Annotated in this window: 20 protein-coding genes and 11 tRNA genes; 2 read left to right on the top strand and 29 right to left on the bottom strand. The window is 37.7% G+C overall.

Translation table 11 applies throughout. From position 1 onward, the window contains the following. Positions 1 to 21: 21 nt before the first annotated feature. The 12 genes from DN410_RS24010 to DN410_RS24065 all read right to left on the bottom strand — a co-directional run bounded on the left by DN410_RS24010 (position 22) and on the right by DN410_RS24065 (position 1,714). Positions 22 to 92 (bottom strand) — tRNA-Gly (locus DN410_RS24010). Position 93: 1 nt separating this feature from the next. Then, positions 94 to 170 (bottom strand) — tRNA-Pro (locus DN410_RS24015). Between the two features lie 4 nt (positions 171 to 174). Beyond that, positions 175 to 251, bottom strand: a tRNA-Arg gene (locus DN410_RS24020). A 97-nt stretch (positions 252 to 348) separates the two neighbouring features. Continuing rightward, positions 349 to 431, bottom strand: a tRNA-Leu gene (locus DN410_RS24025). Between the two features lie 16 nt (positions 432 to 447). Next, a tRNA-Lys gene (locus DN410_RS24030) sits at positions 448 to 520 on the bottom strand. 5 nt (positions 521 to 525) lie between these two features. After that, a tRNA-Gln gene (locus tag DN410_RS24035) sits at positions 526 to 600 on the bottom strand. 87 nt (positions 601 to 687) lie between these two features. Then, a tRNA-Asp gene (locus tag DN410_RS24040) sits at positions 688 to 763 on the bottom strand. 46 nt (positions 764 to 809) lie between these two features. Then, a tRNA-Val gene (locus DN410_RS24045) sits at positions 810 to 885 on the bottom strand. A gap of 4 nt (positions 886 to 889) precedes the next feature. Beyond that, positions 890 to 964, bottom strand: a tRNA-Glu gene (locus DN410_RS24050). 8 nt (positions 965 to 972) lie between these two features. Further along, positions 973 to 1,063: transfer RNA gene (locus DN410_RS24055), tRNA-Ser, on the bottom strand. Positions 1,064 to 1,066: 3 nt separating this feature from the next. Continuing rightward, positions 1,067 to 1,141, bottom strand: a tRNA-Asn gene (locus tag DN410_RS24060). A 114-nt stretch (positions 1,142 to 1,255) separates the two neighbouring features. Beyond that, the gene (locus DN410_RS24065) at positions 1,256 to 1,714 is read right to left on the bottom strand and encodes a SprT family protein (RefSeq protein WP_149178336.1); all 459 of its coding nucleotides are present in this window, start codon (positions 1,712 to 1,714) and stop codon (positions 1,256 to 1,258) included. A 207-nt stretch (positions 1,715 to 1,921) separates the two neighbouring features. On the opposite strand from DN410_RS24065, the gene cmpA reads away from it, so the two are divergent. Beyond that, positions 1,922 to 2,035, top strand: a complete 114-nt coding sequence (cmpA, locus tag DN410_RS24070) for a cortex morphogenetic protein CmpA (protein WP_001143641.1) — start codon at positions 1,922 to 1,924, stop codon at positions 2,033 to 2,035. A gap of 61 nt (positions 2,036 to 2,096) precedes the next feature. Here cmpA and DN410_RS24075 read toward each other — a convergent pair whose 3' ends face one another. The 6 genes from DN410_RS24075 to acpS all read right to left on the bottom strand — a co-directional run bounded on the left by DN410_RS24075 (position 2,097) and on the right by acpS (position 8,030). Beyond that, positions 2,097 to 4,265: a Tex family protein gene (locus DN410_RS24075; protein WP_149178337.1), complete on the bottom strand. Its 2,169-nt coding sequence runs from the start codon at positions 4,263 to 4,265 to the stop codon at positions 2,097 to 2,099. 67 nt (positions 4,266 to 4,332) lie between these two features. Next, positions 4,333 to 4,683: a type II toxin-antitoxin system endoribonuclease NdoA gene (gene ndoA / locus DN410_RS24080; protein WP_000635965.1), complete on the bottom strand. Its 351-nt coding sequence runs from the start codon at positions 4,681 to 4,683 to the stop codon at positions 4,333 to 4,335. A 4-nt stretch (positions 4,684 to 4,687) separates the two neighbouring features. Next, positions 4,688 to 4,975, bottom strand: coding sequence for an antitoxin EndoAI (locus DN410_RS24085; RefSeq protein ID WP_000004570.1), 288 nt, complete (start codon positions 4,973 to 4,975; stop codon positions 4,688 to 4,690). 300 nt (positions 4,976 to 5,275) lie between these two features. Beyond that, positions 5,276 to 6,445 carry an alanine racemase gene (gene alr, locus DN410_RS24090; protein WP_149178338.1) on the bottom strand — a complete coding sequence of 390 codons (1,170 nt, stop codon included), beginning with the start codon at positions 6,443 to 6,445 and terminating at the stop codon, positions 5,276 to 5,278. 118 nt (positions 6,446 to 6,563) lie between these two features. Beyond that, positions 6,564 to 7,514 (bottom strand): LolA family protein, encoded by a 951-nt coding sequence (locus DN410_RS24095; protein ID WP_149178358.1) that lies wholly within the window; start codon positions 7,512 to 7,514, stop codon positions 6,564 to 6,566. 156 nt (positions 7,515 to 7,670) lie between these two features. Beyond that, complete coding sequence (acpS, locus tag DN410_RS24100) at positions 7,671 to 8,030, bottom strand: holo-ACP synthase (protein WP_149178339.1); 360 nt, start codon at positions 8,028 to 8,030, stop codon at positions 7,671 to 7,673. A gap of 92 nt (positions 8,031 to 8,122) precedes the next feature. Between acpS and DN410_RS24105 the strand changes: the two genes are divergently transcribed. After that, entirely contained in the window at positions 8,123 to 8,671 is a 549-nt protein-coding gene (locus DN410_RS24105; protein WP_149178340.1) for a rhomboid family intramembrane serine protease, read from the top strand. Between the two features lie 61 nt (positions 8,672 to 8,732). Here the strand turns inward: DN410_RS24105 and uvsE are convergent, their stop codons facing one another. From uvsE to DN410_RS28210, 11 genes are all read right to left on the bottom strand, one after another. Beyond that, entirely contained in the window at positions 8,733 to 9,695 is a 963-nt protein-coding gene (uvsE, locus tag DN410_RS24110; RefSeq protein WP_149178341.1) for a UV DNA damage repair endonuclease UvsE, read from the bottom strand. Between the two features lie 94 nt (positions 9,696 to 9,789). Next, positions 9,790 to 11,376, bottom strand: coding sequence for a degradosome RNA helicase CshA (gene cshA, locus DN410_RS24115; protein ID WP_149178342.1), 1,587 nt, complete (start codon positions 11,374 to 11,376; stop codon positions 9,790 to 9,792). Positions 11,377 to 11,681: 305 nt separating this feature from the next. Next, positions 11,682 to 13,058, bottom strand: coding sequence for a UDP-N-acetylmuramoyl-tripeptide--D-alanyl-D-alanine ligase (gene murF, locus DN410_RS24120; RefSeq protein ID WP_149178343.1), 1,377 nt, complete (start codon positions 13,056 to 13,058; stop codon positions 11,682 to 11,684). A 60-nt stretch (positions 13,059 to 13,118) separates the two neighbouring features. Further along, complete coding sequence (locus DN410_RS24125) at positions 13,119 to 14,204, bottom strand: D-alanine--D-alanine ligase (RefSeq protein ID WP_149178344.1); 1,086 nt, start codon at positions 14,202 to 14,204, stop codon at positions 13,119 to 13,121. Positions 14,205 to 14,455: 251 nt separating this feature from the next. Continuing rightward, the gene (locus tag DN410_RS24130; protein ID WP_149178345.1) at positions 14,456 to 15,727 is read right to left on the bottom strand and encodes an MDR family MFS transporter; all 1,272 of its coding nucleotides are present in this window, start codon (positions 15,725 to 15,727) and stop codon (positions 14,456 to 14,458) included. A gap of 108 nt (positions 15,728 to 15,835) precedes the next feature. Further along, positions 15,836 to 17,251: a branched-chain amino acid transporter BcaP gene (locus DN410_RS24135; protein WP_149178346.1), complete on the bottom strand. Its 1,416-nt coding sequence runs from the start codon at positions 17,249 to 17,251 to the stop codon at positions 15,836 to 15,838. 231 nt (positions 17,252 to 17,482) lie between these two features. Further along, on the bottom strand, positions 17,483 to 18,655 hold the full coding sequence (locus DN410_RS24140) for a homogentisate 1,2-dioxygenase (protein WP_000499908.1): 1,173 nt from the start codon (positions 18,653 to 18,655) through the stop codon (positions 17,483 to 17,485). After that, positions 18,621 to 19,577: a fumarylacetoacetate hydrolase family protein gene (locus DN410_RS24145; RefSeq protein ID WP_149178347.1), complete on the bottom strand. Its 957-nt coding sequence runs from the start codon at positions 19,575 to 19,577 to the stop codon at positions 18,621 to 18,623. The genes DN410_RS24140 and DN410_RS24145 overlap by 35 nt, the downstream gene beginning before the upstream one ends. 66 nt (positions 19,578 to 19,643) lie before the next feature. Then, positions 19,644 to 20,762, bottom strand: a complete 1,119-nt coding sequence (gene hppD, locus DN410_RS24150; protein ID WP_000810912.1) for a 4-hydroxyphenylpyruvate dioxygenase — start codon at positions 20,760 to 20,762, stop codon at positions 19,644 to 19,646. A gap of 337 nt (positions 20,763 to 21,099) precedes the next feature. After that, positions 21,100 to 21,210: a DUF3948 family protein gene (locus DN410_RS24155; RefSeq protein WP_001083682.1), complete on the bottom strand. Its 111-nt coding sequence runs from the start codon at positions 21,208 to 21,210 to the stop codon at positions 21,100 to 21,102. A gap of 73 nt (positions 21,211 to 21,283) precedes the next feature. Next, the gene (locus DN410_RS28210) at positions 21,284 to 21,364 is read right to left on the bottom strand and encodes a DUF3948 family protein (protein ID WP_370456829.1); all 81 of its coding nucleotides are present in this window, start codon (positions 21,362 to 21,364) and stop codon (positions 21,284 to 21,286) included.

Consider the following 21,364-nt stretch of genomic DNA (forward strand, 5'->3'; position numbering starts at 1 on the left):
TTCAGTTTTCAAAGAACTAAAAGCGGGTGAAGAGAATCGAACTCTCGACCAGAGCTTGGAAGGCTCTTGTTTTACCACTAAACTACACCCGCGTGGTCGGGAAGACAGGATTTGAACCTGCGACCCCCTGGTCCCAAACCAGGTGCTCTACCAAGCTGAGCCACTTCCCGTAATTGGCGCGCCCGAGAGGAGTCGAACCCCTAACCTCTTGATCCGTAGTCAAACGCTCTATCCAATTGAGCTACGGGCGCTTATTCATGATGTTTTTTCGTCGTTGTATTTTGGCGACTCAATTATCTTATCATACTTGTTTTTTAAATGCAAGTACTTTTTAAAAGATTTTTTCGATGCGGCCGAGAGGACTTGAACCTCCACGGGGTTTCCCCCACTAGGCCCTCAACCTAGCGCGTCTGCCGTTCCGCCACGACCGCGCGGAAAAAACAAAAGTGAGCCATGAAGGACTCGAACCTTCGACCCTCTGATTAAAAGTCAGATGCTCTACCAACTGAGCTAATGGCTCGTAAATGGCTGGGCTAGCTGGATTCGAACCAGCGCATGACGGAGTCAAAGTCCGTTGCCTTACCGCTTGGCTATAGCCCATCGAAATACTTATCTTCTTTTCGAAGACAAATGTTATTTTACCATAATGACCAATAAAAAACAACTGCCAATTAGCAGAAGTTAAAATGGCGGTCCCGACCGGGGTCGAACCGGCGATCTCCTGCGTGACAGGCAGGCATGTTAACCACTACACCACGGGACCATTTAATCTTTAAATTAATGTCATTTTACTTTTCATTATACTATTATGGTGGAGGATGACGGGATCGAACCGCCGACCCCCTGCTTGTAAGGCAGGTGCTCTCCCAGCTGAGCTAATCCTCCGAAGTGGTGACCCGTACGGGATTCGAACCCGTGTTACCGCCGTGAAAGGGCGGTGTCTTAACCACTTGACCAACGGGCCAATATGAATGGCAGAGAAGAAGGGATTCGAACCCTCGCACCGCGTTAGCGATCTACTCCCTTAGCAGGGGAGCCCCTTGAGCCACTTGGGTACTTCTCTGTATGGCTCCGCAGGTAGGACTCGAACCTACGACCGATCGGTTAACAGCCGATAGCTCTACCACTGAGCTACTGCGGAATAATAAAGACAATTTGTATCTTATAAAACTTCTCATCGTAAGTCAAGAAGTTTTTTCACAACATCTTGTACAAACGTGACATGTTTATAATATACTGGATTGCGTTTTCACTGTCAAGATGTTTTCTTTATCAGAATTAGTTTCCCTTTACACTTTCCGCAGACATATCTTTTTGTATTTATTTGACGTCTTCTTACATATTGAAACGAACAATCCACACATTCATACACATAAACCTTCTGTTCCTTCTCTTCATTAATCATTCGTTTACAAAAACGTGGTGCACCGACTTCCTTTAACAATTCACGAAAATCTCTATCCCGGTGCTTATACCCTCTTCCTGTAATATGCAGGTGATAATGACAAAGTTCATGTTTAACAATCTCGACTAACTCTTCTTTACCATACATTTTATAATATCGATAATTCAGTTCGATATTGTGACTCTTCAATAGATAACGCCCACCAGTTGTACGTAATCTATTATTAAACATCGCTTTATGTAAGAATGGCATACCAAAGTATCTTAACGACACTTCCTCTACTAGCTGTTGAATTTCTCGCTCATCCATTCTCATTCCTCCTAAACAAAAAAATATTTTTACACTTTTCTCCCTTCTTATACATATATTAAATAGTACATATACCCATCCTCATTCAAGAAGCGTGGTTTCTAACAATACAATATGAATAGAAATCCACTCACCAACCTCTCATCAATAGTACCTTAGCGACAAGGGAAGATTTTTGAGAGTAGGATTAAACAAGGAGGGATTCCTATGCCCACATGGTTAAAAAAACAGATGCAACGTGCATATTTTGAAAAAAACCGGTATCAAATTAAATTACTAAATGAATGCTGGTTTTATTATAGCAAAATCCATCAAAGCTAATAATCCATTATACTTCTTACTCCATAAAAAAAAGAGCAGTTTCATCTGCTCTCTTCTCTTATTATTCAATCGGTAACATGGATAATGCGACACGACCTTTTTTTGTATCAATATCATCGACCCATACCTTTACAATTTGCCCGACAGATACAATATCTAACGGATGCTTCACATATTGTGTACTTAGCTTAGAAATATGTACTAAACCATCTTGCTTTACACCAACATCAACAAAAGCACCAAAATCAACAACATTACGAACGGTTCCTTCTAGTTCCATACCACGTTTTAAATCTTCTAATTTCAAAATCCCTTTTTTCAGAAGTGGTTTAGGCAACTCATCTCTCATGTCTCGCTCCGGACTAATAAGCGCATCTATAATATCCACTAATGTCGGTTCCCCAACTCCCGTTTCTTGAGACAACTTAGAAATCTCTACTTCTTCTAAGCTCTTTTGTAAATGTAATTGTCCTACATCATCTTTTGATAAACCTAAACTCTTCAATAACAATTCAACATTCTTATATTGTTCTGGATGAATACCTGTTCGATCTAATGGATTCGCCCCTTCTAATATACGCAAGAAACCTATACATTGTTCGTACGTCTTTGCGCCTAAGCGCGGGATTTTCTTTAATTCCGTGCGTTTCGTAAATTTCCCATCTTCTTCTCTCTTTGCCACAATATTTTTCGCAACAGTTTTCGATAAACCAGAAACATATTGTAATAATGCAACTGAAGCCGTATTTACATTAACACCCACTTGGTTAACTGCCGTCTCGACTACAAATGTTAATGATTCATTCAATCTCTTTTGAGATACATCATGTTGGTATTGTCCAACCCCAACTGATTTAGGATCAATCTTCACAAGTTCAGCAAGCGGATCTTGTAGACGTCTCCCAATAGAAACGGCACTTCTTTCTTCAACTTGTAAATCTGGGAATTCCTCACGGGCTAAATCAGAAGCCGAATACACACTCGCACCAGCTTCGTTCACAATAATATAGAAGACTTCTCGTTTCACATTTTGTAATACATCAACTATAAATTCTTCCGATTCTCTAGAAGCTGTACCATTCCCAATCGCAATCATTTCAACTTGATATTTATCTATAATAGAAAGAACTTTCGCTTTCGCATCATCATATTTACGCACAGGCGGATGCGGATAAATAACACCAATATGTAGAACCTTCCCTGTATCATCTACTACAGCTAATTTACAACCTGTTCTATATGCAGGGTCTACAGCTAACACCACTTTCCCTTTCATAGGAGGTTGTAATAGTAAGTTACGTAAATTCTCAGAGAAAATATGTATCGCTTGTTCCTCAGCTGTTTCTGTTAATTCTTTTCGAATCTCTCTTTCAATTGAGGATTGAATTAATCGTTTATAGCTATCTTCAATCGCTAATTGTACATAATGCGCACTTTTAGACTCGTTATCACGAATTACTTTCTTGTATAAGAAACTTAATATCTCATCTACTGGCGGAACAACAGAAATCCTCAATACATCTTCTTTCTCACCACGATTCATCGCTAGTACACGATGTGGCACTACTTTCTGCAACGGTTCTTCATAACTGTAATACATTTCATATATATTCTTTTCATCTTTTTCTTCATCTTTCACAGCCGAAGACATAATGCCTTTTCTAAACGTAACATTCCGAATCCAACTACGATATGCAGCTTCATCTGAAACGATTTCTGCAATAATGTCTTGGGCACCTTGTAATGCCTCTTCTACAGTTTGTACTTCTTTCTCGGCATTAATAAATTCCATCGCCTTTTTATTTGGATCTTCTTTTTTATATAACAATAACCATTCAGCTAACGGTTCTAATCCTTTTTCTTTTGCGATCGTCGCTTTTGTTCTTCTTTTTTCTTTATATGGACGATATAAATCTTCTACTTCTTGCAACTTTGTAGCTTTAACAATTTGCTGACGTAACTCTTCTGTCAGTTTCCCCTTCTCATCAATAAGACGAAGAACCTCTTCCTTCCTACCTTCAAGTTGCATCATATATTGCCATCTCTCTAAAATCGCACGAATTTGCACTTCATCTAAAGAGCCTGTCCATTCTTTTCGGTAACGAGCAATAAATGGAACTGTGTTACCTTCTTCTGTTAATTGAATAACATGACGAACCTGCTTTTCGGTAAAGCCTAATTCTTTCACTAACATTTTCATTAACGCTTGTCGATTATCTACCATTTCCATATACAACCGTAACCTCCTCTATAATAAAAAAAGTTGCCCTGCAAAGAGAGCAACTTAAACTGCCGATTTAAAAATCTATTAGTCCTAAACTAATTTGTAACGCTTCATCTACACGACTCATCATCACTTCATCCAAATGAGTGATTTTGTCCGTTAAGCGTTGCTTATCGATTGTTCGAATCTGCTCAAGTAAAATAACAGAATCTCTCTCAAAACCGTACTTTTTCGCATCAATTTCCACATGAGTGGGTAATTTCGCTTTTTGAATCTGTGCAGTAATAGCCGCTACAATCACCGTTGGACTAAAACGATTTCCGATGTCATTTTGAATGACAAGAACCGGACGAACGCCTCCTTGCTCAGAACCAACAACTGGGGAAAGGTCTGCAAAATACACGTCGCCGCGTTTTACAATCAAAATATTACCCCCCGCTAACTAAGCGTTCTACTGTATGAGCTGCTTCATACTCTGCTAAGAAAGCTTCAGATGCAATACCAAGATTAATTTTTCCCATTTCAATGTACCCACGTCGCATTGATTCATGTTGGTAGCGTTTCTTCGTCTTATGTTGACGCAATAACAGTTGTGTTGCCTGGCAAATTAGTTCATGGCGATTCTTATTCTCTTGTTTTCCAATTCCGTCCAATTCCGTTACCATTTGCTTTGGCAACCGAACCACGATTTCAGTAGTTACACTTGATTCGGACACAAAAATACACCTCCACCGTCAACTACACACCCAAATATATATATGACACCTATTGTAATAATACCATTGTATGGAGCCTGTTGCAAAGACTTCCTTATTCCTTGCTTATGTTTTCCAATTCACAAGCAAAACATTCATCTTCTATTATTTTTCATCTCATTTCAAACAAGAATCAAAAGAATTCCTCTGCAAAACTTATATTAAAAGCGATTATAAGTAAAAAGCTTTTCGTCAAAAAAGAGCTTATTCTCCAACAGTGAAAAACCTCCTCAAATGACAAAAAGCAAATCACACTTCCTTCTATATACTATTTAAATAATTAATTACTTCTACAACCTTTCCATGCCGTATAAATATTCTTGGTACACGGAAACTTATCGTTGCGATAATTTCATAATTAATAGTCCCGGAGTATTCAGCAACCTCAGTAGCGCTAATATACTCATCACCTTGTCTTCCAATGAGTGTAACTCTCGTACCAAGCGGCACTTCACAAGGAAGATGTATCATAAATTGATCCATCGTTACGCGCCCTACAATCGGTACTCTTTTACCATTTACAAGCACTTCAAATCCTTGTAATCTTCTAAGCCAACCATCTGCATATCCAATCGCAACAGTCGCAATCCATTCTTCAGTTTTTGTTCGGTACGTGACGTTATAACTAATCCCATCCCCTTTAATCACCTGTTTAATATGGGCAACCTTCGTATGAAGCGACAACGCTGGTTCTAATTCAAATGGTAAAAAAGGACGTATTTCTACAGACGGGGATAATCCATACATCGCAATACCAACTCGCACCGCATTAAATGTAATTCCTTGAAAACGTAACGTTGCAGCACTATTAGCCGTGTGGACAAATTTAGGATCCACTCCGAATTCTTTCAACCAACTTAACTGCTCCAAGAATGTGTTATATTGCTTATCAAAGTAAGAAGTCTCCACTTCATCTGCTGTTGCAAAATGTGTATAAACCCCTTCTAACTCTAAAAACGGCGCACCTTCTAAACTCTTCAAGAATCCTTTTAATTCTTTGCGTTCTCGTATTCCGATTCTTCCCATACCACTATCAAAATTAATGTGGAATTTCATTATAGATGAACCGTCCCAAAGTTTTATCGCTTCGTCCACCCATTCTTTTTGAAAAACAGTTAATGCTACATCATTTTCAGCGGCTACATTTACATCACGGGGCGGGGAAGGGCCTAACACTAAAATCGGTGCAGTAATACCAGCTCTCCGAAGCACTAATGCTTCATCTAAAAAAGCAACTGCCAACCTTGTCGCTCCTGCTTCTAATGCAGTTTTAGCCACCGGTACATAATCGTGTCCATATGCGTTCGCTTTAACTACAGCAAAAATCTCTACGTCACTTGGAATGAATTCTTTAATGTGCCTAATATTGTTATAAATCGCGTCTAAATCTACTTCTACCCAAGTGTCACGGTAAAATGGTGCTTCTTCCATAAATACACTTCCTTATACACGATATGCGAAGCTTATTCTTTTATATGCTTCTTTTATGAAATCCAGCCTTCAAACTAAGAAAAGACGTGGTGCATATATAGCACCACGTCTAAAAAGTTTATTTCACCTGCTTCGCTGTAACTGAACGAGCAACCATTAACAGCTCCTTCGGCTCTAAACCTTTAGACACGAGCATATATTCTACTCCGTTATGCGACCACGTTAGAGAATCTTTCGTCAATGCGCCAATCGTGAAACCAAGATCAACCAATTCCCCACTTACACTTATCGCCGACGAAGCCTCTGCAACTTTTGCCTTTTCTTGTATTAAAGTAAAGGATTTCTCATTTCCAGTGTATGTGAGTATCGCACGCTTGCCACTGTTTGTCTGCAACTCTTTTTCGTCTTTCAATGTCACACCTTGTGGCGTATCTCTTGGATACAAAATAGCAAATGGTTTGTCTTCTTTTGCTGTTGTTGGTACATCAACTTGCGCTCTAGACATATTTTGCTTCGTATCAAATGCACCTTTATCAAATTTTGCATCGAACTTCACTTTAGAGAAATCTACCTTTACAAGAACGTTTTGATCATTATCCATTAACTTCACCGAAACCGGCGTTAGATCACTCTTCTTCAATGTAATCTCTTGTTTCGGCAACATATTTTGATGTTGATAGTTTGTTTTTGTTTTAAAAATATAATACTTATCTGTTTTCTCGAAAGTAAGGTTTTTCTTATCCTGCAAAATATCTCTCACAAGCGATTCATATAAATAAGCCTGGCTACTATTTTGCGGCCAATCACTTTGAAAACGGAAACTTTTATTAAGCGCCGGCGTTAATACAAATACACCTTCTTCATTTCTTAAAATAATTTGACTTTGATCTTTTTTCGCATTCTGTAAATTCACACGATAAAAAGAAGGTTCCTTATGCCAAATTTCCACTTTATACTCCTGAGGCTCATTCCCTGTTTTAATAGACAATTTCGCTTCAGCTTGATAACTTTTCATCCCTTTCACTTTCGCCTCTAAATCTCTCACGACATCATCCTGTTTCTTCTCCATACAACCCGCCAACACAAAAACGGTTAATAAACCGACAAGAACTAAAAACAGACGCCTTTTCATAACTTCAGCCCCTTTGCCCCTATAAATGAATGGAAGATATGCCTTCCTTATCGCTACCTCAAATATATGAGACAAAGATATAAAATATGCAGACTAGCGTGACGAGCTTTCTAAAACAACTTGAGCGACAGCAAATTCCTTACTATGACTAATTGATAAATGAACAATATGCTCTGTATTTGCAATAAGAATCGGCTTACCTCTATTATCATTTCTTACTTCAACATCTAAAAAACTCACTTCTTTCCCGATACCAGTACCTACCGCTTTTGAATATGCCTCTTTCGCTGCAAATCTCCCAGCTACAAATTCTGTAAGACGACTCCCTTTCATTTCCTTAGCAACATTACGTTCACTTTCAGTTAAAATACGTTCCATAAATTTAAGCTTTCCATCTAGCATTTTTTCAATTCGATTCAATTCAATAATATCGATTCCAATCCCTACAATCATTTCGAAATCCCCTTCTTCTATTTAGCTTTACTCTTTCATACTGTAAGAATAACAGAGATTCTTTATGATGCAAAAGGAGTGATACTAACAACATGCTAGTACGATCTGTACGTATTCCCTTACAACCAATTATCATCTCTTTACTTCTTATACAGTTAGTCATGATTATATTAAGCGACTTTTTTCTCTTTCCTCTGGCAGCCTACAATGAATATATCGCTAAAGGAGAATGGTGGCGTCTCATAACTTCCCTACTTGTACATGTAGACTTACAACATTTTCTTTCTAATAGTATTTGTTTATTTGTACTTGGTTCTTCTATCGAAAAGCAGCTAGGACATTTTTCTTTCATCATTATTTTTTTCCTTTCTGGCATTCTCGGAAATATTTCTACTTATATTATTATGCCTCTTGAATATATTCACGCTGGAGCATCTGGTGGTATTTTCGGATTGCTAGGTGCACAATTATTTTTATTGTATAGTCGATATCGTTCTTCCAATCCAAAAGACATCGCTATTTTTTCAATCATGATATTTATATTACTACTATTTACTTTCTTTAATCCCTCTGCCAATCCTATAAGCCACTTAACAGGATTGATAATCGGTGGTATTTGTACCCCTTTATTAATAAAGTGAAACTTTAATCAGCCCTCACCAATCGGGCTTTTACGGGCAAAAAAATTCGATGGTGCAGAGCTCATTTAATATAGAAGCTCGCACCATCGACAATTTCCACATCTGTTTGTTTACTTAAATCTCTCATGAGTTGGAATAAAGACTCATCCTTCTTCTTCGCTTCAATCATACAATCAATTTGTCCAACACTACCCTTTATCCTTCTTAAAAAAGATAAAAATGCCTCAACATCAATAAAATCAGCATGCGCTCTCGGATCTTTCTCATCCCTAGGGCTAGAAATATGCATTTTAACTGATAACAAAGACGTTTCCCACGTATGTACAACACGCGCCCAATCTTCATACCAATCTTCTTGTTCGTTATTCATCATATGGTGATGCAAATCAAACACAACTGGAATATCTAATTTCTCACCTAAATACAATGTTTCCTCTAACGTAAAGGTGGTATCATCATTTTCTAATATGATCATCTCTTGAATACCCCTTGGAACACTCGACCAATTTTCTATAAAGCGTTCTAATGCGAGTTCCTTATCGTCATAACCGCCACCCACATGCAATACACATCTCTGTTTATGTTCAATTCCCATACCTTTTAATAATTTTTTATGCATCTGCAATGTTTTTACGGATTGTTTAAAAACACTCTCTTCAGGTGAATTGAGTACAACAAAATGATCTGGATGGAAATCAATTCGCATGTTCATACGAATAGCGTAATCACCTAGATTTTTTAAATTTTCTTTTAAAGGACGAATATAGTTCCACTCTAACAACTCCTCATGATTCGCTAAAGGAATAAGCCGAGAACTCAGCCGAAAGAAAGATATATCATGCCCTTTATTATGCTTTAATAACCGCAAACAATTTTCCAAATTCGAATTAGCAATTCTTTCAAGTTTATGAATCGCAGCCTCTCGGTCATCGATTCGTTGAAACTGCGCATATGTCATCGTCTGAGATGGAGATGCATTCTTTAAATGTACACTCATTGCGACATACCCAAGTCTTACAAGCATATGACACCTCTTTTCTACACAAGTTATTATGTAGTATGTACAATTACAGAAATAAAAAAAGAGAATGCCAACAAAGGGCATTCTCTTTTTATTATTAAGCCTGTGGCTTACGGCTATGATGTTTTCTTTCGCCGCGTCCAGTTGAAGAACCTGGGCGACCTTGACCTTCGCCTCTACGACCACGGTTACCATCACGGCTACCCTCGCGATTGCGATCACGGTTACCGTCACGATTACGGCCATCACGGTTACGGTCACGGTTACGACCATCGCCACTACGTCCGTCACGACTACGATTACGGTTACCATCACGGTATCCGCCTCCGTTACCGCCGCGTTTTTTAGAACCGCCACCTCTTGAAACAACTGGTGGTTCTGATGTTAAAGCGATTGGAGTTGTATCCGGCTCTTTTGTCATCATTTTTAAAGCAGCAGCTACTACTGTTACAGAATCGTTCTCTTCTAACATTTCTTCTGCAATACGCTTGTAGTATGCTAAGTTTTCATTTTCAATTGTGCTTTGAAGTTTTTCAGCGATTAAACGTTGTTGACCTTCTAGTGCCTCATCAAGTGTTGGAGCATCCATGCGGTCCATTTTACGTTTTGTTGTACGCTCGATATTTTTTAGCTGTCCTGATTCACGTGGTGTTACAAATAGCATTGCAATACCTTTTTTACCTGCACGGCCAGTACGACCGATACGGTGAACGTATGATTCTGGATCTTGTGGAATATCGAAGTTGTATACGTGTGTTACACCTGAAATATCAAGACCACGTGCAGCAACGTCTGTTGCAACAAGAACTTCGATAGAACCTTCTTTAAATTTACGTAATACAGACATACGTTTCGCCTGTGTTAAATCACCATGGATACCTTCTGCAGCATAACCACGTAAGTTTAATGCTTCTGATAATTCATCAACACGACGCTTTGTACGACCGAATACGATTGCAAGCTCTGGAGATTGAATATCTAATAAGCGTGTTAACACGTCAAACTTTTTCTTTTCTTGCACTTCTAAATAGAACTGCTGAATGTTTGGCATTGTTACTTCTTTTGCTTTTACTTTAATGTGTTGAGGCTCAGTCATGAAACGCTCAGCAATGCGACGGATTGGATCTGGCATTGTCGCTGAGAATAGTAATGTTTGATGTGTTTCTGGCACATCTGTTAAAATCGCTTCAATATCTTCAATGAAGCCCATGTTTAACATTTCATCCGCTTCGTCAAGAACAACTGTCTCTACGTTTTGTAGGCGCAGTGTTTTACGGTTAATATGATCTAAAATACGACCCGGCGTACCAACAATAATGTGTGGGTGTTTTTTTAGAGCACGAATTTGGCGGTTAATATCTTGACCACCATAGATTGGTAAAATACGAACACGTTTATGTTTACCAATTTTGTATAGCTCTTCTCCAACTTGAATTGCTAATTCACGCGTTGGCGCGATAACAATACCTTGTACTGATTCTTTATTTGTATCCACTTTGTCTAATAGTGGTAATCCGAATGCTGCCGTTTTCCCTGTACCTGTTTGTGCTTGCCCAATAATATCTTTACCTTGCAATGCATGTGGAATTGTTTCAGCTTGAATCGGCGTAGCCTCTTCAAAGCCCATACTTTCAACAGATTGCAGTAAAGACTCACTTAATCCTAATTCTCGAAATGTTGTCAATGTTACTTCTCCTTTTCTATCCTATACTTATCATTTAAAAAAAGGCGTTTTCCGAATGTGCGGAAAAGCCCTTTTCCTGAATGCTCACGTATATAAACGGGCGTATATTCTTCGCGAAAATACTTCTAAACGTTATTACACTTTATCAATTATAAGTTTTGTATGTGCAAAAAGCAAACCCAACTGTTACCTTATTTTCATATTCAGGGCTTTTTTCTTCACTTTTATTTTTTTATATTTACTGTAAGCGCTTATTATAAGTTTCTTCTATTTTCGTGGCTATCATCCCTATTTATATACACCAATTATTTCAACATCGTAATTACTTCTTCTAATTTCATACCGCGAGATGCTTTTACTAACACAACATCTTTCACATCAACTACTGCTTGTAAATCTTTTACTAGCGCTTCTTTATTATCATACGCCTTTACGCGTTCGCTAGGGAAGTTAATTTTCGCTCCTTCAGCAATTTGAGCCCCTAATCTACCATATGTGAATACAAATGCGATTTTTGCTGGATCGATTAATTTCCCTACCTCATAATGAAATTGCACTTCTTGATCTCCAAGTTCTAACATATCTCCAAGTACAACGATTTTTTTAGCGAATCCATCTAAACCATTCATTAAATGGAATGCTGCTTCCATCGCCGTCGGACTTGCATTGTACGCATCATTGATAATAGTTAATCCACTATCTGTTTTTACAATTTCCATACGCATGCCCGTCATTTGAAGTGTTACTAACCCTTGTTTCATTTCTTCCCACGTTACCCCAAAATGTTTCGCAATTGCCATTGAAGCGAGTGTATTATACACATTATGTTTCCCTAACACTGGTAGGTAGAATGAAATATTTTCATCTTTATTCATCTTAAAGTGTGTCCCAGTCGCTTGCAATGTTACAGTCGTTGGATAATAATCATTTGCTCTAGCATCACCGAATGTAACTGTTTCGGCCATTAAATTCATTTCAGGAACACGATTTGTTAATAACGGCTCATCTCCGTTATATACGAACACTCCCCCTTCTTGTAATCCTGTCACAATTTCTAATTTCGCTTCAGCAATTGCCTCACGAGAGCCTAAGTCCATTAAATGTGCCTCACCAATGTTCGTAATGATAGCTGCATTTGGACGAGCTAACTTAGATAAGAATTCAATTTCCCCTCGGCTTGACATACCCATTTCTAATACAGCTACTTCTGTATTTTCTTCTAAGTTTAAAATAGTAAGAGGTAAGCCGATATGGTTGTTGAAGTTTCCTTCTGTTTTTTGAACTTTAAATTTAGTCGCAAGAAGACTTGTTACAATATCTTTTGTAGATGTTTTACCGTTACTACCTGTCACACCAATAACTTTAACATCCAATTGATCGCGATAGTTTTTCGCTAACATTTGTAATGCTGATAGTGTGTCTTCTACAAAAATAACCGGAAGATTCTCAGGCGGATTTGCTACATCTTTCATCCATAATGTAGCAACAGCTCCACTTTCAACAGCTTTATCTACAAAAGCATGTCCATCGAAACGTTCCCCTTGAATCGGAACATATAAATTCCCTTTTTCAATTTTTCTCGTATCAATAGACACTCCTTGTATAGTAATTCCCTCATACTGCTCTGCTAATCCCGTACCATTTACCATCTGTTCTACTTGTTTTAACGTTCGATTTATCATGAAAACACTCCTTACATAGAGGAAGCACTATTCCTGCGAATAGTGCCTCCTCCTTTTTTGTTAGATTGTATATTTAATTTTTTGTTTTTCTTCGTGACGCTCAATCGCTAAACGAATTAGCTCTTCAATTAATTCCGGATACGGTAATCCAGTATGTTGCCATAATAGAGGGAACATACTAAACGGCGTAAATCCTGGCATCGTATTTACTTCGTTAATATATACTTCGCCATCTTTCGTTAAGAAGAAATCAGCTCGCGTTAAGCCAGAACCGTCTAAAGATTGGAATGCAATAATTGCGTCTCGCTTAATGACATTAGACTCTTCTTCTGTCATTTCAGCTGGAATAATTAATGCTGTATCGCCATCGATATATTTCGACTTATAATCATAGAAGTCTTTTTTCGGTACAATTTCACCTACAACCGAACATTTCGGTTCATCGTTACCTAGTACACCAACTTCTACTTCACGTCCAACAATATTTTCTTCTACAATAATTTTGCGGTCAAATTGGAATGCCTCTTCAAATGCATTCTCAAGTTCTTCACGATTTTTACATTTATTAATACCAACACTTGAACCAAGGTTTGCTGGTTTTACGAAGCAAGGATATCCTAATACTTCTTCTACTTTTTCATATGCTGTTTCACGCTCTTTTTCCCATGCGCTACGAATGAAAGATGCATATTTCGCTTGTTTCAATCCAGCTTCTGCAAAGATATTTTTCATAACAACTTTATCCATACCAGCAGCTGATGCTAGCACACCATTTCCTACATAAGGAATGTTCATTAATTCTAATAATCCTTGAACCGTTCCATCTTCACCGTTTGGTCCATGTAGTAATGGGAAAATAACGTCGATAGCATTTTCCTCAGAAGTTGCAGATGGAATAATTTCTGTGCTTAATGATAGCGGAGAAATCGCATGTTCTGCACCGCTCATTTTTAAAGCTTCTACATCTGTTACTTCGCCTTCAATACGCTCACCGCGTACCCATTGACCTTGCTCTGTAATATAAATTGGATGAATCTCGAATTTATCTTGATTTAATGCTTTAATAGCAGCAAGAGCCGTTTGTAGCGAAACTTGATGCTCAGCTGATTTTCCACCATATAATAAACCTAATTTAATTTTTGTCACTGAAATCACCCTAACCAATTGTTTTCATTTTTCTATTTTAGCACTTTTTATAAAAATAGGTAGTTCCTATTTGAAATAAAATGCAACTTCCACAAATAATTAAATGACACCACTTATTGGTTTTCTACACTTTTTCTATTTCACTTTCTTCATAACTATACAGAAGTGAATTTTAAGATAAAATCGTAATCCAATCTAGTTATGTACCTAAAATATGTAGAAATCCCCTTTTTGTGTATGTTATCTACTCATTAAGAAGACTGTTTGGTTAGTGTGTCTTTTTGCCTTTGTTCAACGAGACGATCTAAAGAAACATATACAATACCTGCAACTACACACCCTACAGCTAAAATTGTAAATAGAAAGTGACCAAGTAATCGATCTAATAAAAACCCTCCTAAAAGTGGGCCGAATGCACTTCCTGTAATCCACTGCAAACTTGCAGCTCCCATATAAGTTCCTCTCAAATGTTCAGGAGCCAAATTCGCTACAAACGTCATCTGGACAGGCGACATAATCATCTCACCTAATGTATATATGGCATAAACGAACAGCAACGTTATTAAAATAACTGTAGCATTTGTATCGAATTCTCCAAACCACTTTGGTAACCACCCTATAAAAAACAATCCAATTCCGAATAAACATGCACCATATAACATTGTTTTTCCGACAGGTTTATCTGCAGCCCATTTTGAAATTTGAAATTGGAACAACACAACTAACAGTCCATTTAGAGCCATTAAATATGGGTATGGATTGTTAATCCCGAAAATACCATTCATCTCATTATCAAAGTGCAGCGGCAACATACCTTCTGTTTGAGAAAATCCCATCGAAATAACGATACCCGCTAACAAATAAATCATTAATGCCTTATCTCGCATTACAATTTTCCAAACTGCCCCAGATTCCTTTTCTATATTCTCTTCCTTATTTGTACCCTTCGGCATTGTCTCTTGAATAAGAAGTAATACTAGTAATGCATAAAACAGCATTGTAGAAGAGGCAATAATAAACACAAGGTTCTTTGACAATACAACTACTGATGCTCCCATTATCGGACCAATCGCAGCACCTATATTGTGTCCCATTCGCAACAAACCATATGCTTCTGTTCTTTTTTCTGGCTTTGTTACATCCGCAACCATCGCTGATGCAGCTGGATGAAATAGCGAATTACTTAATCCTAAAAAAACAGATAAAATCGCATACGGAATAAATCCTTCTATAAATAAAAAACCGAGCATCAATAATGCATTACTCACCATCGAAAATATCATAATTGGCTTTCTTCCATATATATCAGCAATTCTTCCTCCTATAATTGCTCCAAAGCTTGCAGCAATTGGAGAAAGCGCCATAATAACTCCGACCTGTAATAATGAATCTACCTTATCTTTTAAATATAATGCGAAAAAGGGCATTAACATCATCATTGCAATTCCATTCAATGTCTCACCGACAAATCGAATCCATACGTTACGATCCATCGCCCTTAACTCATGCCACGTACTTTTCATATTCCCACCCCTTTATTTAACCAACAATTATCTTATAACATTTTCAGAACAATGTAAATTTTCAGAACAAAAAATCCATCCTAACAGAATTAGAATGGATTTTCCCTCTTATAAATTCGCTACATCATCTTCTTTTTTACTACTATTTAAAGCGCTATGCTTTCGGCTATATAGGAAGTAAACTGCTATACCGATAACCATCCACACTCCAAAACTAATCCACGCTGTCCCTGATAATTGAAGCATTAAGTATAAACAAAAAATTACTGTTAATGCTGGCAAAACTGGTACAAGTGGCGCCTTAAATGCTCTTGGTAAATCAGGATGAGTTCTTCTCATTACAATAACAGCAACAGCTACAAGTGCAAAGGCTGATAAAGTCCCCATGTTCACAAGATGTGCTAACACATTTAAATCTATTAATCCTGAAATAAGCGCTGCAATAATTCCCGTTGTCCATGTATTTAAAAATGGTGTTTTAAACTTCGGATGAACTTTAGCAAGACGCTTCGGCAATAGCCCATCGCGGCTCATCGCATATGAAACGCGAACTTGCCCGTACATCATAACTAGCATTACAGTTGTAATTCCTGTGATCGCCCCTACTGAAATTACCCCCGCTAAACCATCTTGTCCAATAAATTGAAGTGCAAAAGCAACCGGATCTGATATATTTAACTGTCCGTATGGAACTATTCCTGTCAAAATAAGCGAAACAACGATATAAAGTATCGTACAAATTAATAATGATGCAATAATACCGATTGGTAAATCACGTTGCGGACGCTTCACTTCTTCTGCAGCTGTTGAAACTGCATCAAACCCTATAAATGCGAAAAATACTGTAGCCGCTCCAGCCATTACACCATCTAAACCAAATGGCATAAAAGGTGTCCAGTTTTCAGGTTTCACATAATTAAAACCAGCAAAGATAAAAATAAGAACAACTGCTATTTTAATAAATACCATAATATTATTTACGCGTGCACTTTCACGAACACCTCTAGATAAAAGAACTGTCATCACTAAAATAATGAGAACCGCAGGTAAATCAATTATTCCACCCTTTCCTGTACCGGGTGCCGAGGAGAGAATAGTCGGAATATGAATCCCGAATCCTTTTAATAAAGATTGAAAATACGCGGACCATCCATTCGCCACAGCAGATGTAGCAAGTAAATATTCAAGCATCAAATCCCATCCAATTAAAAATGCAAATACCTCTCCCATCGTCGCATATGTGTAGGTATACACACTACCAGAGACAGGAACTGAAGAAGCGAATTCAGCATAACAAAATGCAGCAAAGGCACAAGCTAACGCGGCTATTGCAAATGATAATATAATAGCTGGTCCAGAATGTTTTGCTGCTACCACGCCCGTTAGAACAAAAATGCCTGTTCCAACAATTGCCCCAATTCCAAGCATAGTTAAATCTAATGCGCCCAATGTTCTTGCTAATGTCTTTTGCTTGCTTTCTTGCATTAACTTTTCAATAGGCTTCTTTTGAAATATTTGCTTCATAGCTTGCTCCTCCAAGTTTTAAATTTTCTGAAAATTTTTAATTTGCTTTTTCATTTTACTCATAACACTTTTTTCAGTCAATACTTTTGTCGAAATAAGTAGAAATTCTTCTGAATATTCACTATCTTTGTCATTCATTCTATATATCTTTCTATATGTTTTTTTGGTATTATTATACATGTCGATTCCATAAAAGAGGCATGCTCACTTATTGAGCATGCCTCTTTTCACTTATTTCACAGTATATGAACCCTCTTCAATCCAGCTATACATATACTTTTCATCTTCTGTTTCATGTGCTTGTTTTACGATACGAAGCGGGCGGAACGTATCTATCATAACAGCTAATTCAAGCGTTTCTTTCTTTCCTATACTTGCCTCTGTTTTTCCAGGGTGCGGTCCATGCGGAATACCGCTCGGATGAAGTGTAATAGACCCTTCTTCCACACCTTTTCGGCTCATAAAGTTTCCTTCTACATAGTACAGTACTTCATCACTATTCACGTTACTATGATAATATGGTGCCGGAATAGATTCTGGATGATAATCGTATAAACGTGGTACGAAAGAACAGATGACGAAATTGTGTCCCTCGAACGTTTGATGTACTGGAGGTGGCTGATGAATGCGCCCTGTAATTGGTTCAAAATCCTCTACATTAAACACCCACGGATATAAATAACCATCCCACCCAACAACATCTAACGGGTGGTGCCCTAAAACATGTTTATGCATGTACCCTCTCGACTTTGTCATTACGACAAACTCACCTTTTTCATCATACGTCTCTAATTTTTCCGGGCCACGAATATCCCTTTCGCAAAACGGGCTATGTTCTAACAATTGTCCATACTCATTACGATAACGACGTGGCGTTGTAATTTGGCTATTAGCCTCTACAACAAGAAACTTAGTCTCTCCCGCATCTGGAATAACACGATAAATCGTTCCAATTGGGATCGTTACATAGTCACCTTTTCTATAGTGAATCGTTCCAAACATCGTTTCAATTTTCCCTGTTCCATAATGAACAAATAGCATTTCATCGCCATCACCATTACGGTAGAAATAATCCATTTTTTCTGTTGGACTCACTACTCCAATTAATACATCTTCATTTCCAAGTATAAAGTTTCTCCCACTTACTGCATCGCCAGTTTTTTTGTTTTCCTTCGTACGAAAATGGCGATGAGCAAGAGCTACATCTTCTTCATACTGCAGCTGACAAGAATGAGATAATGCCGCATGCCCTACTTCCGTTGGCATATAATGATGGTACAAAATAGACTGCGTACCAGAAAAACCTTTTGTTCCCATTACCTGTTCACGATAAAGCGATCCATCTTTTTTACGGAATTGTACATGTCGTTTATGAGGTAGCTCCCCCATGTGACGATAAAACATGCCCATCACCTGCTTCCCTTTCTTTTTTGACCGTATTACATAATGTACCTAAACCAGTAATCGCAAGTTCTACAACATCACCATCTTGTAGCCACTCTTCCGTGCCAAGTTCTAAAACACAACCTGTCCCTACTGTTCCAGACCCAATCACATCACCAGGATATAACGTAACATCCTCCGAAGCTCGTTCAATCATCTCAGCGAATGTATAGTAAATATCTTGAAAATTCCCCTTCGATAATAGCTTTCCATTTACATGAGCAGTCATCTCTAAATCATACCGATTACCATTACGATGCACGTCTAGTTCTTCTTTCGTAACGAGATATGCTCCTAATGAAGTTGCAAAGTCTTTTCCCTTCGCTGGACCAAGCCCAACTTTCATTTCAGTTGCTTGTAAATCCCTTGCACTCCAGTCATTCATAATACAATAACCAAAAATATATTCCTCTGCTTGCTCACGAGAAATATTTCTTCCTTCTTTTCCAATTACGCAAGCAATCTCTAACTCATAATCAAGTTTTTTAGATTTCTTCGGCCCCATTACAACATCATCTGGACCAATTACAGCACGATGGTTCGTAAAATAAAAAACCGGGATATCGTACCATTCAGGTACAACATCTAGCCCTCTTCGGCCACGTGCCGTTTTTACATGCTGTTCAAACGCGTAAAAATCTCGAATGCTGCTTGGATTAGGAAGAGCAGCTGTCAACTGTACTTCCTCTAAAGAATATATACCCTTGTTTGGATTCGTAATATTACGCACTACTTCTACATACTCATCTGCTTTCTCTAAAAAGGCGAACATAGAAGAAGGTAATTTCCCATCACTCGCGAGATTCATATCGATTACTTTGTCACCTTCAATCCACCCAGCTCGCATTTCTTTTGAAGGGAGACGAAATGTAACAAATTTCATCATGATTCCTCCCTATGAAAATGAAATTTCCACCAGCAACGGTAATTTTGCTGGTGGATACAAACCTTATAAGTTTCCGCGGCGCTCTTGTTCTCTTTCAATTGATTCAAACAATGCTTTAAAATTACCTTCACCGAATCCACGAGAACCTTTACGTTGGATAATTTCAATAAATAAAGTCGGACGGTCTACAATTGGTTTCGTAAAGATTTGTAGTAAATAGCCTTCATCATCACGATCCACTAAAATTTTCAATTCTTTTAGCCTATCAATTTCTTCATCAATTTTTCCAACTCGTGCAGTTAACTCATCATAATACGTATCTGGTGTATCTAAAAACTCCACACCATTTGCACGAAGCGCTTCGACTGTTTTCACAATATCATTTGTTAATAACGCCAGATGTTGCACACCTGCGCCATTATAGAATTCTAGATATTCTTGAATTTGCGATTTTCTCTTTCCATCTGCCGGCTCGTTAATAGGAAACTTAATACGACTTCCATTCGTCATAACTTTCGACATTAACGCTGAGTACTCTGTACTAATATCATCATCATCGAAATGGATCATTTGTTTAAAGCCCATAACGTTCTCATAATAACTAACCCATTCCTCCATTTTCTCAACATTACCAACTACATGGTCTACAGCAATTAACCCAGACTCTTCAAACGGAATATTAAACTCCACCTTTTGGAATCCTGGCATAAATGTCCCTTTATAATTTTTACGCTCTACAAGCGTATGAATTGTATCACCATACGTACCAATAACTGCTTTTTTCAATGTACCATTCTCATCTGTTAACTCCTCAGGTGGAGCAATTGCGACGGCACCACGTTTCACTGCTTCCGAGTATGCTTTATCAACGTCATCAACAAGTAAAGCCACGTCTTTCACTCCGTCACCATGAGTCTTTACAAACTCTGCAATACGATTATCGCTACCTAGGGCTCCAGACACAACGAAACGCATATTTTTTTGCACAAGAACATAGGATACCTTTTCACGATTTCCAGTTTCTAATCCAGAATAAGCCACAATTTTGAATCCGAACGCTCTAGCAAGATAATAGCTTGATTGCTTTGCATTTCCTACGTAAAATTCCAAATGATCTACATCACGTACCGGGAAAAAATCCTCCATTTGTGCAGCTAGCGTATCCATAGATTTTTGTTTCATAAAATACTCATCCCCCTGTAAATAGATTAAATGATTCATACTTAAACCAACCAGAAAACGCTTCCAACATCCATTAATAGAATTAGTTAGCAAGCTAACAAATTATGACCTTTAAAATTTTCTATCTTTTCTGTCAAATTCCTCTTTTTTCTTTAAGATAAAATTCGACTTTTTTTCTTTTTAAAGTAACACTTTACTCAGTGGGGATTTACGGGATAGCGGGATAACATGAATACTTGAGGGTATGTACGAAGAAAATAAAAAAGACCCCAACATATTAACTATTTACTAATACGTTAGAGTCTTTATTTTTTTTGAATGATTGTATTTATATATTTCATACTAATATATTTGCAAGGAATAGAATAAATGATGTTAATACTACCGCTCCACCTAATGATCCTAATAAATCTGTTTTTGTTACTTGTAACATTTGTTCACTGTTCATATTCCTCATTCTCCCTTCGTTTATCTTTTGTTACAAAACTTCTATTATACTAATACACTTGATAGAAATACGATTAAAATACTACTGCTCCACTTGCTGATCCTACGAAGTCACCTTTTGTTACTTGTAATACTTGCTCTTTCATATCTTTCAT

Origin of the sequence: Bacillus sp. SH5-2, from assembly GCF_008368905.1 — a bacterium.
Classification (GTDB): Bacteria; Bacillota; Bacilli; order Bacillales; family Bacillaceae_G; genus Bacillus_A; species Bacillus_A luti.

What these genes read in the sequence shown, in the direction of transcription:
- DN410_RS24075 (WP_149178337.1), bottom strand. Translation starts at nt 4,265, where the DNA reads ATGGAAATGGTAGATAATCGACAAGCGTTAATGAAAATGTTAGTGAAA.
- hppD (WP_000810912.1), bottom strand. Translation starts at nt 20,762, where the DNA reads ATGAAACAAAAATCTATGGATACGCTAGCTGCACAAATGGAGGATTTT.
- DN410_RS24065 (WP_149178336.1), bottom strand. Translation starts at nt 1,714, where the DNA reads ATGGATGAGCGAGAAATTCAACAGCTAGTAGAGGAAGTGTCGTTAAGA.
- alr (WP_149178338.1), bottom strand. Translation starts at nt 6,445, where the DNA reads ATGGAAGAAGCACCATTTTACCGTGACACTTGGGTAGAAGTAGATTTA.
- DN410_RS24140 (WP_000499908.1), bottom strand. Translation starts at nt 18,655, where the DNA reads ATGTTTTATCGTCACATGGGGGAGCTACCTCATAAACGACATGTACAA.
- murF (WP_149178343.1), bottom strand. Translation starts at nt 13,058, where the DNA reads ATGATAAATCGAACGTTAAAACAAGTAGAACAGATGGTAAATGGTACG.
- uvsE (WP_149178341.1), bottom strand. Translation starts at nt 9,695, where the DNA reads ATGCTTGTAAGACTTGGGTATGTCGCAATGAGTGTACATTTAAAGAAT.
- DN410_RS24145 (WP_149178347.1), bottom strand. Translation starts at nt 19,577, where the DNA reads ATGAAATTTGTTACATTTCGTCTCCCTTCAAAAGAAATGCGAGCTGGG.
- DN410_RS24130 (WP_149178345.1), bottom strand. Translation starts at nt 15,727, where the DNA reads ATGAAAAGTACGTGGCATGAGTTAAGGGCGATGGATCGTAACGTATGG.
- DN410_RS24135 (WP_149178346.1), bottom strand. Translation starts at nt 17,251, where the DNA reads ATGAAGCAAATATTTCAAAAGAAGCCTATTGAAAAGTTAATGCAAGAA.
- DN410_RS28210 (WP_370456829.1), bottom strand. Translation starts at nt 21,364, where the DNA reads ATGAAAGATATGAAAGAGCAAGTATTACAAGTAACAAAAGGTGACTTC.
- DN410_RS24105 (WP_149178340.1), top strand. Translation starts at nt 8,123, where the DNA reads ATGCTAGTACGATCTGTACGTATTCCCTTACAACCAATTATCATCTCT.
- DN410_RS24095 (WP_149178358.1), bottom strand. Translation starts at nt 7,514, where the DNA reads ATGGAGAAGAAACAGGATGATGTCGTGAGAGATTTAGAGGCGAAAGTG.
- DN410_RS24155 (WP_001083682.1), bottom strand. Translation starts at nt 21,210, where the DNA reads ATGAACAGTGAACAAATGTTACAAGTAACAAAAACAGATTTATTAGGA.
- acpS (WP_149178339.1), bottom strand. Translation starts at nt 8,030, where the DNA reads ATGATTGTAGGGATTGGAATCGATATTATTGAATTGAATCGAATTGAA.
- cmpA (WP_001143641.1), top strand. Translation starts at nt 1,922, where the DNA reads ATGCCCACATGGTTAAAAAAACAGATGCAACGTGCATATTTTGAAAAA.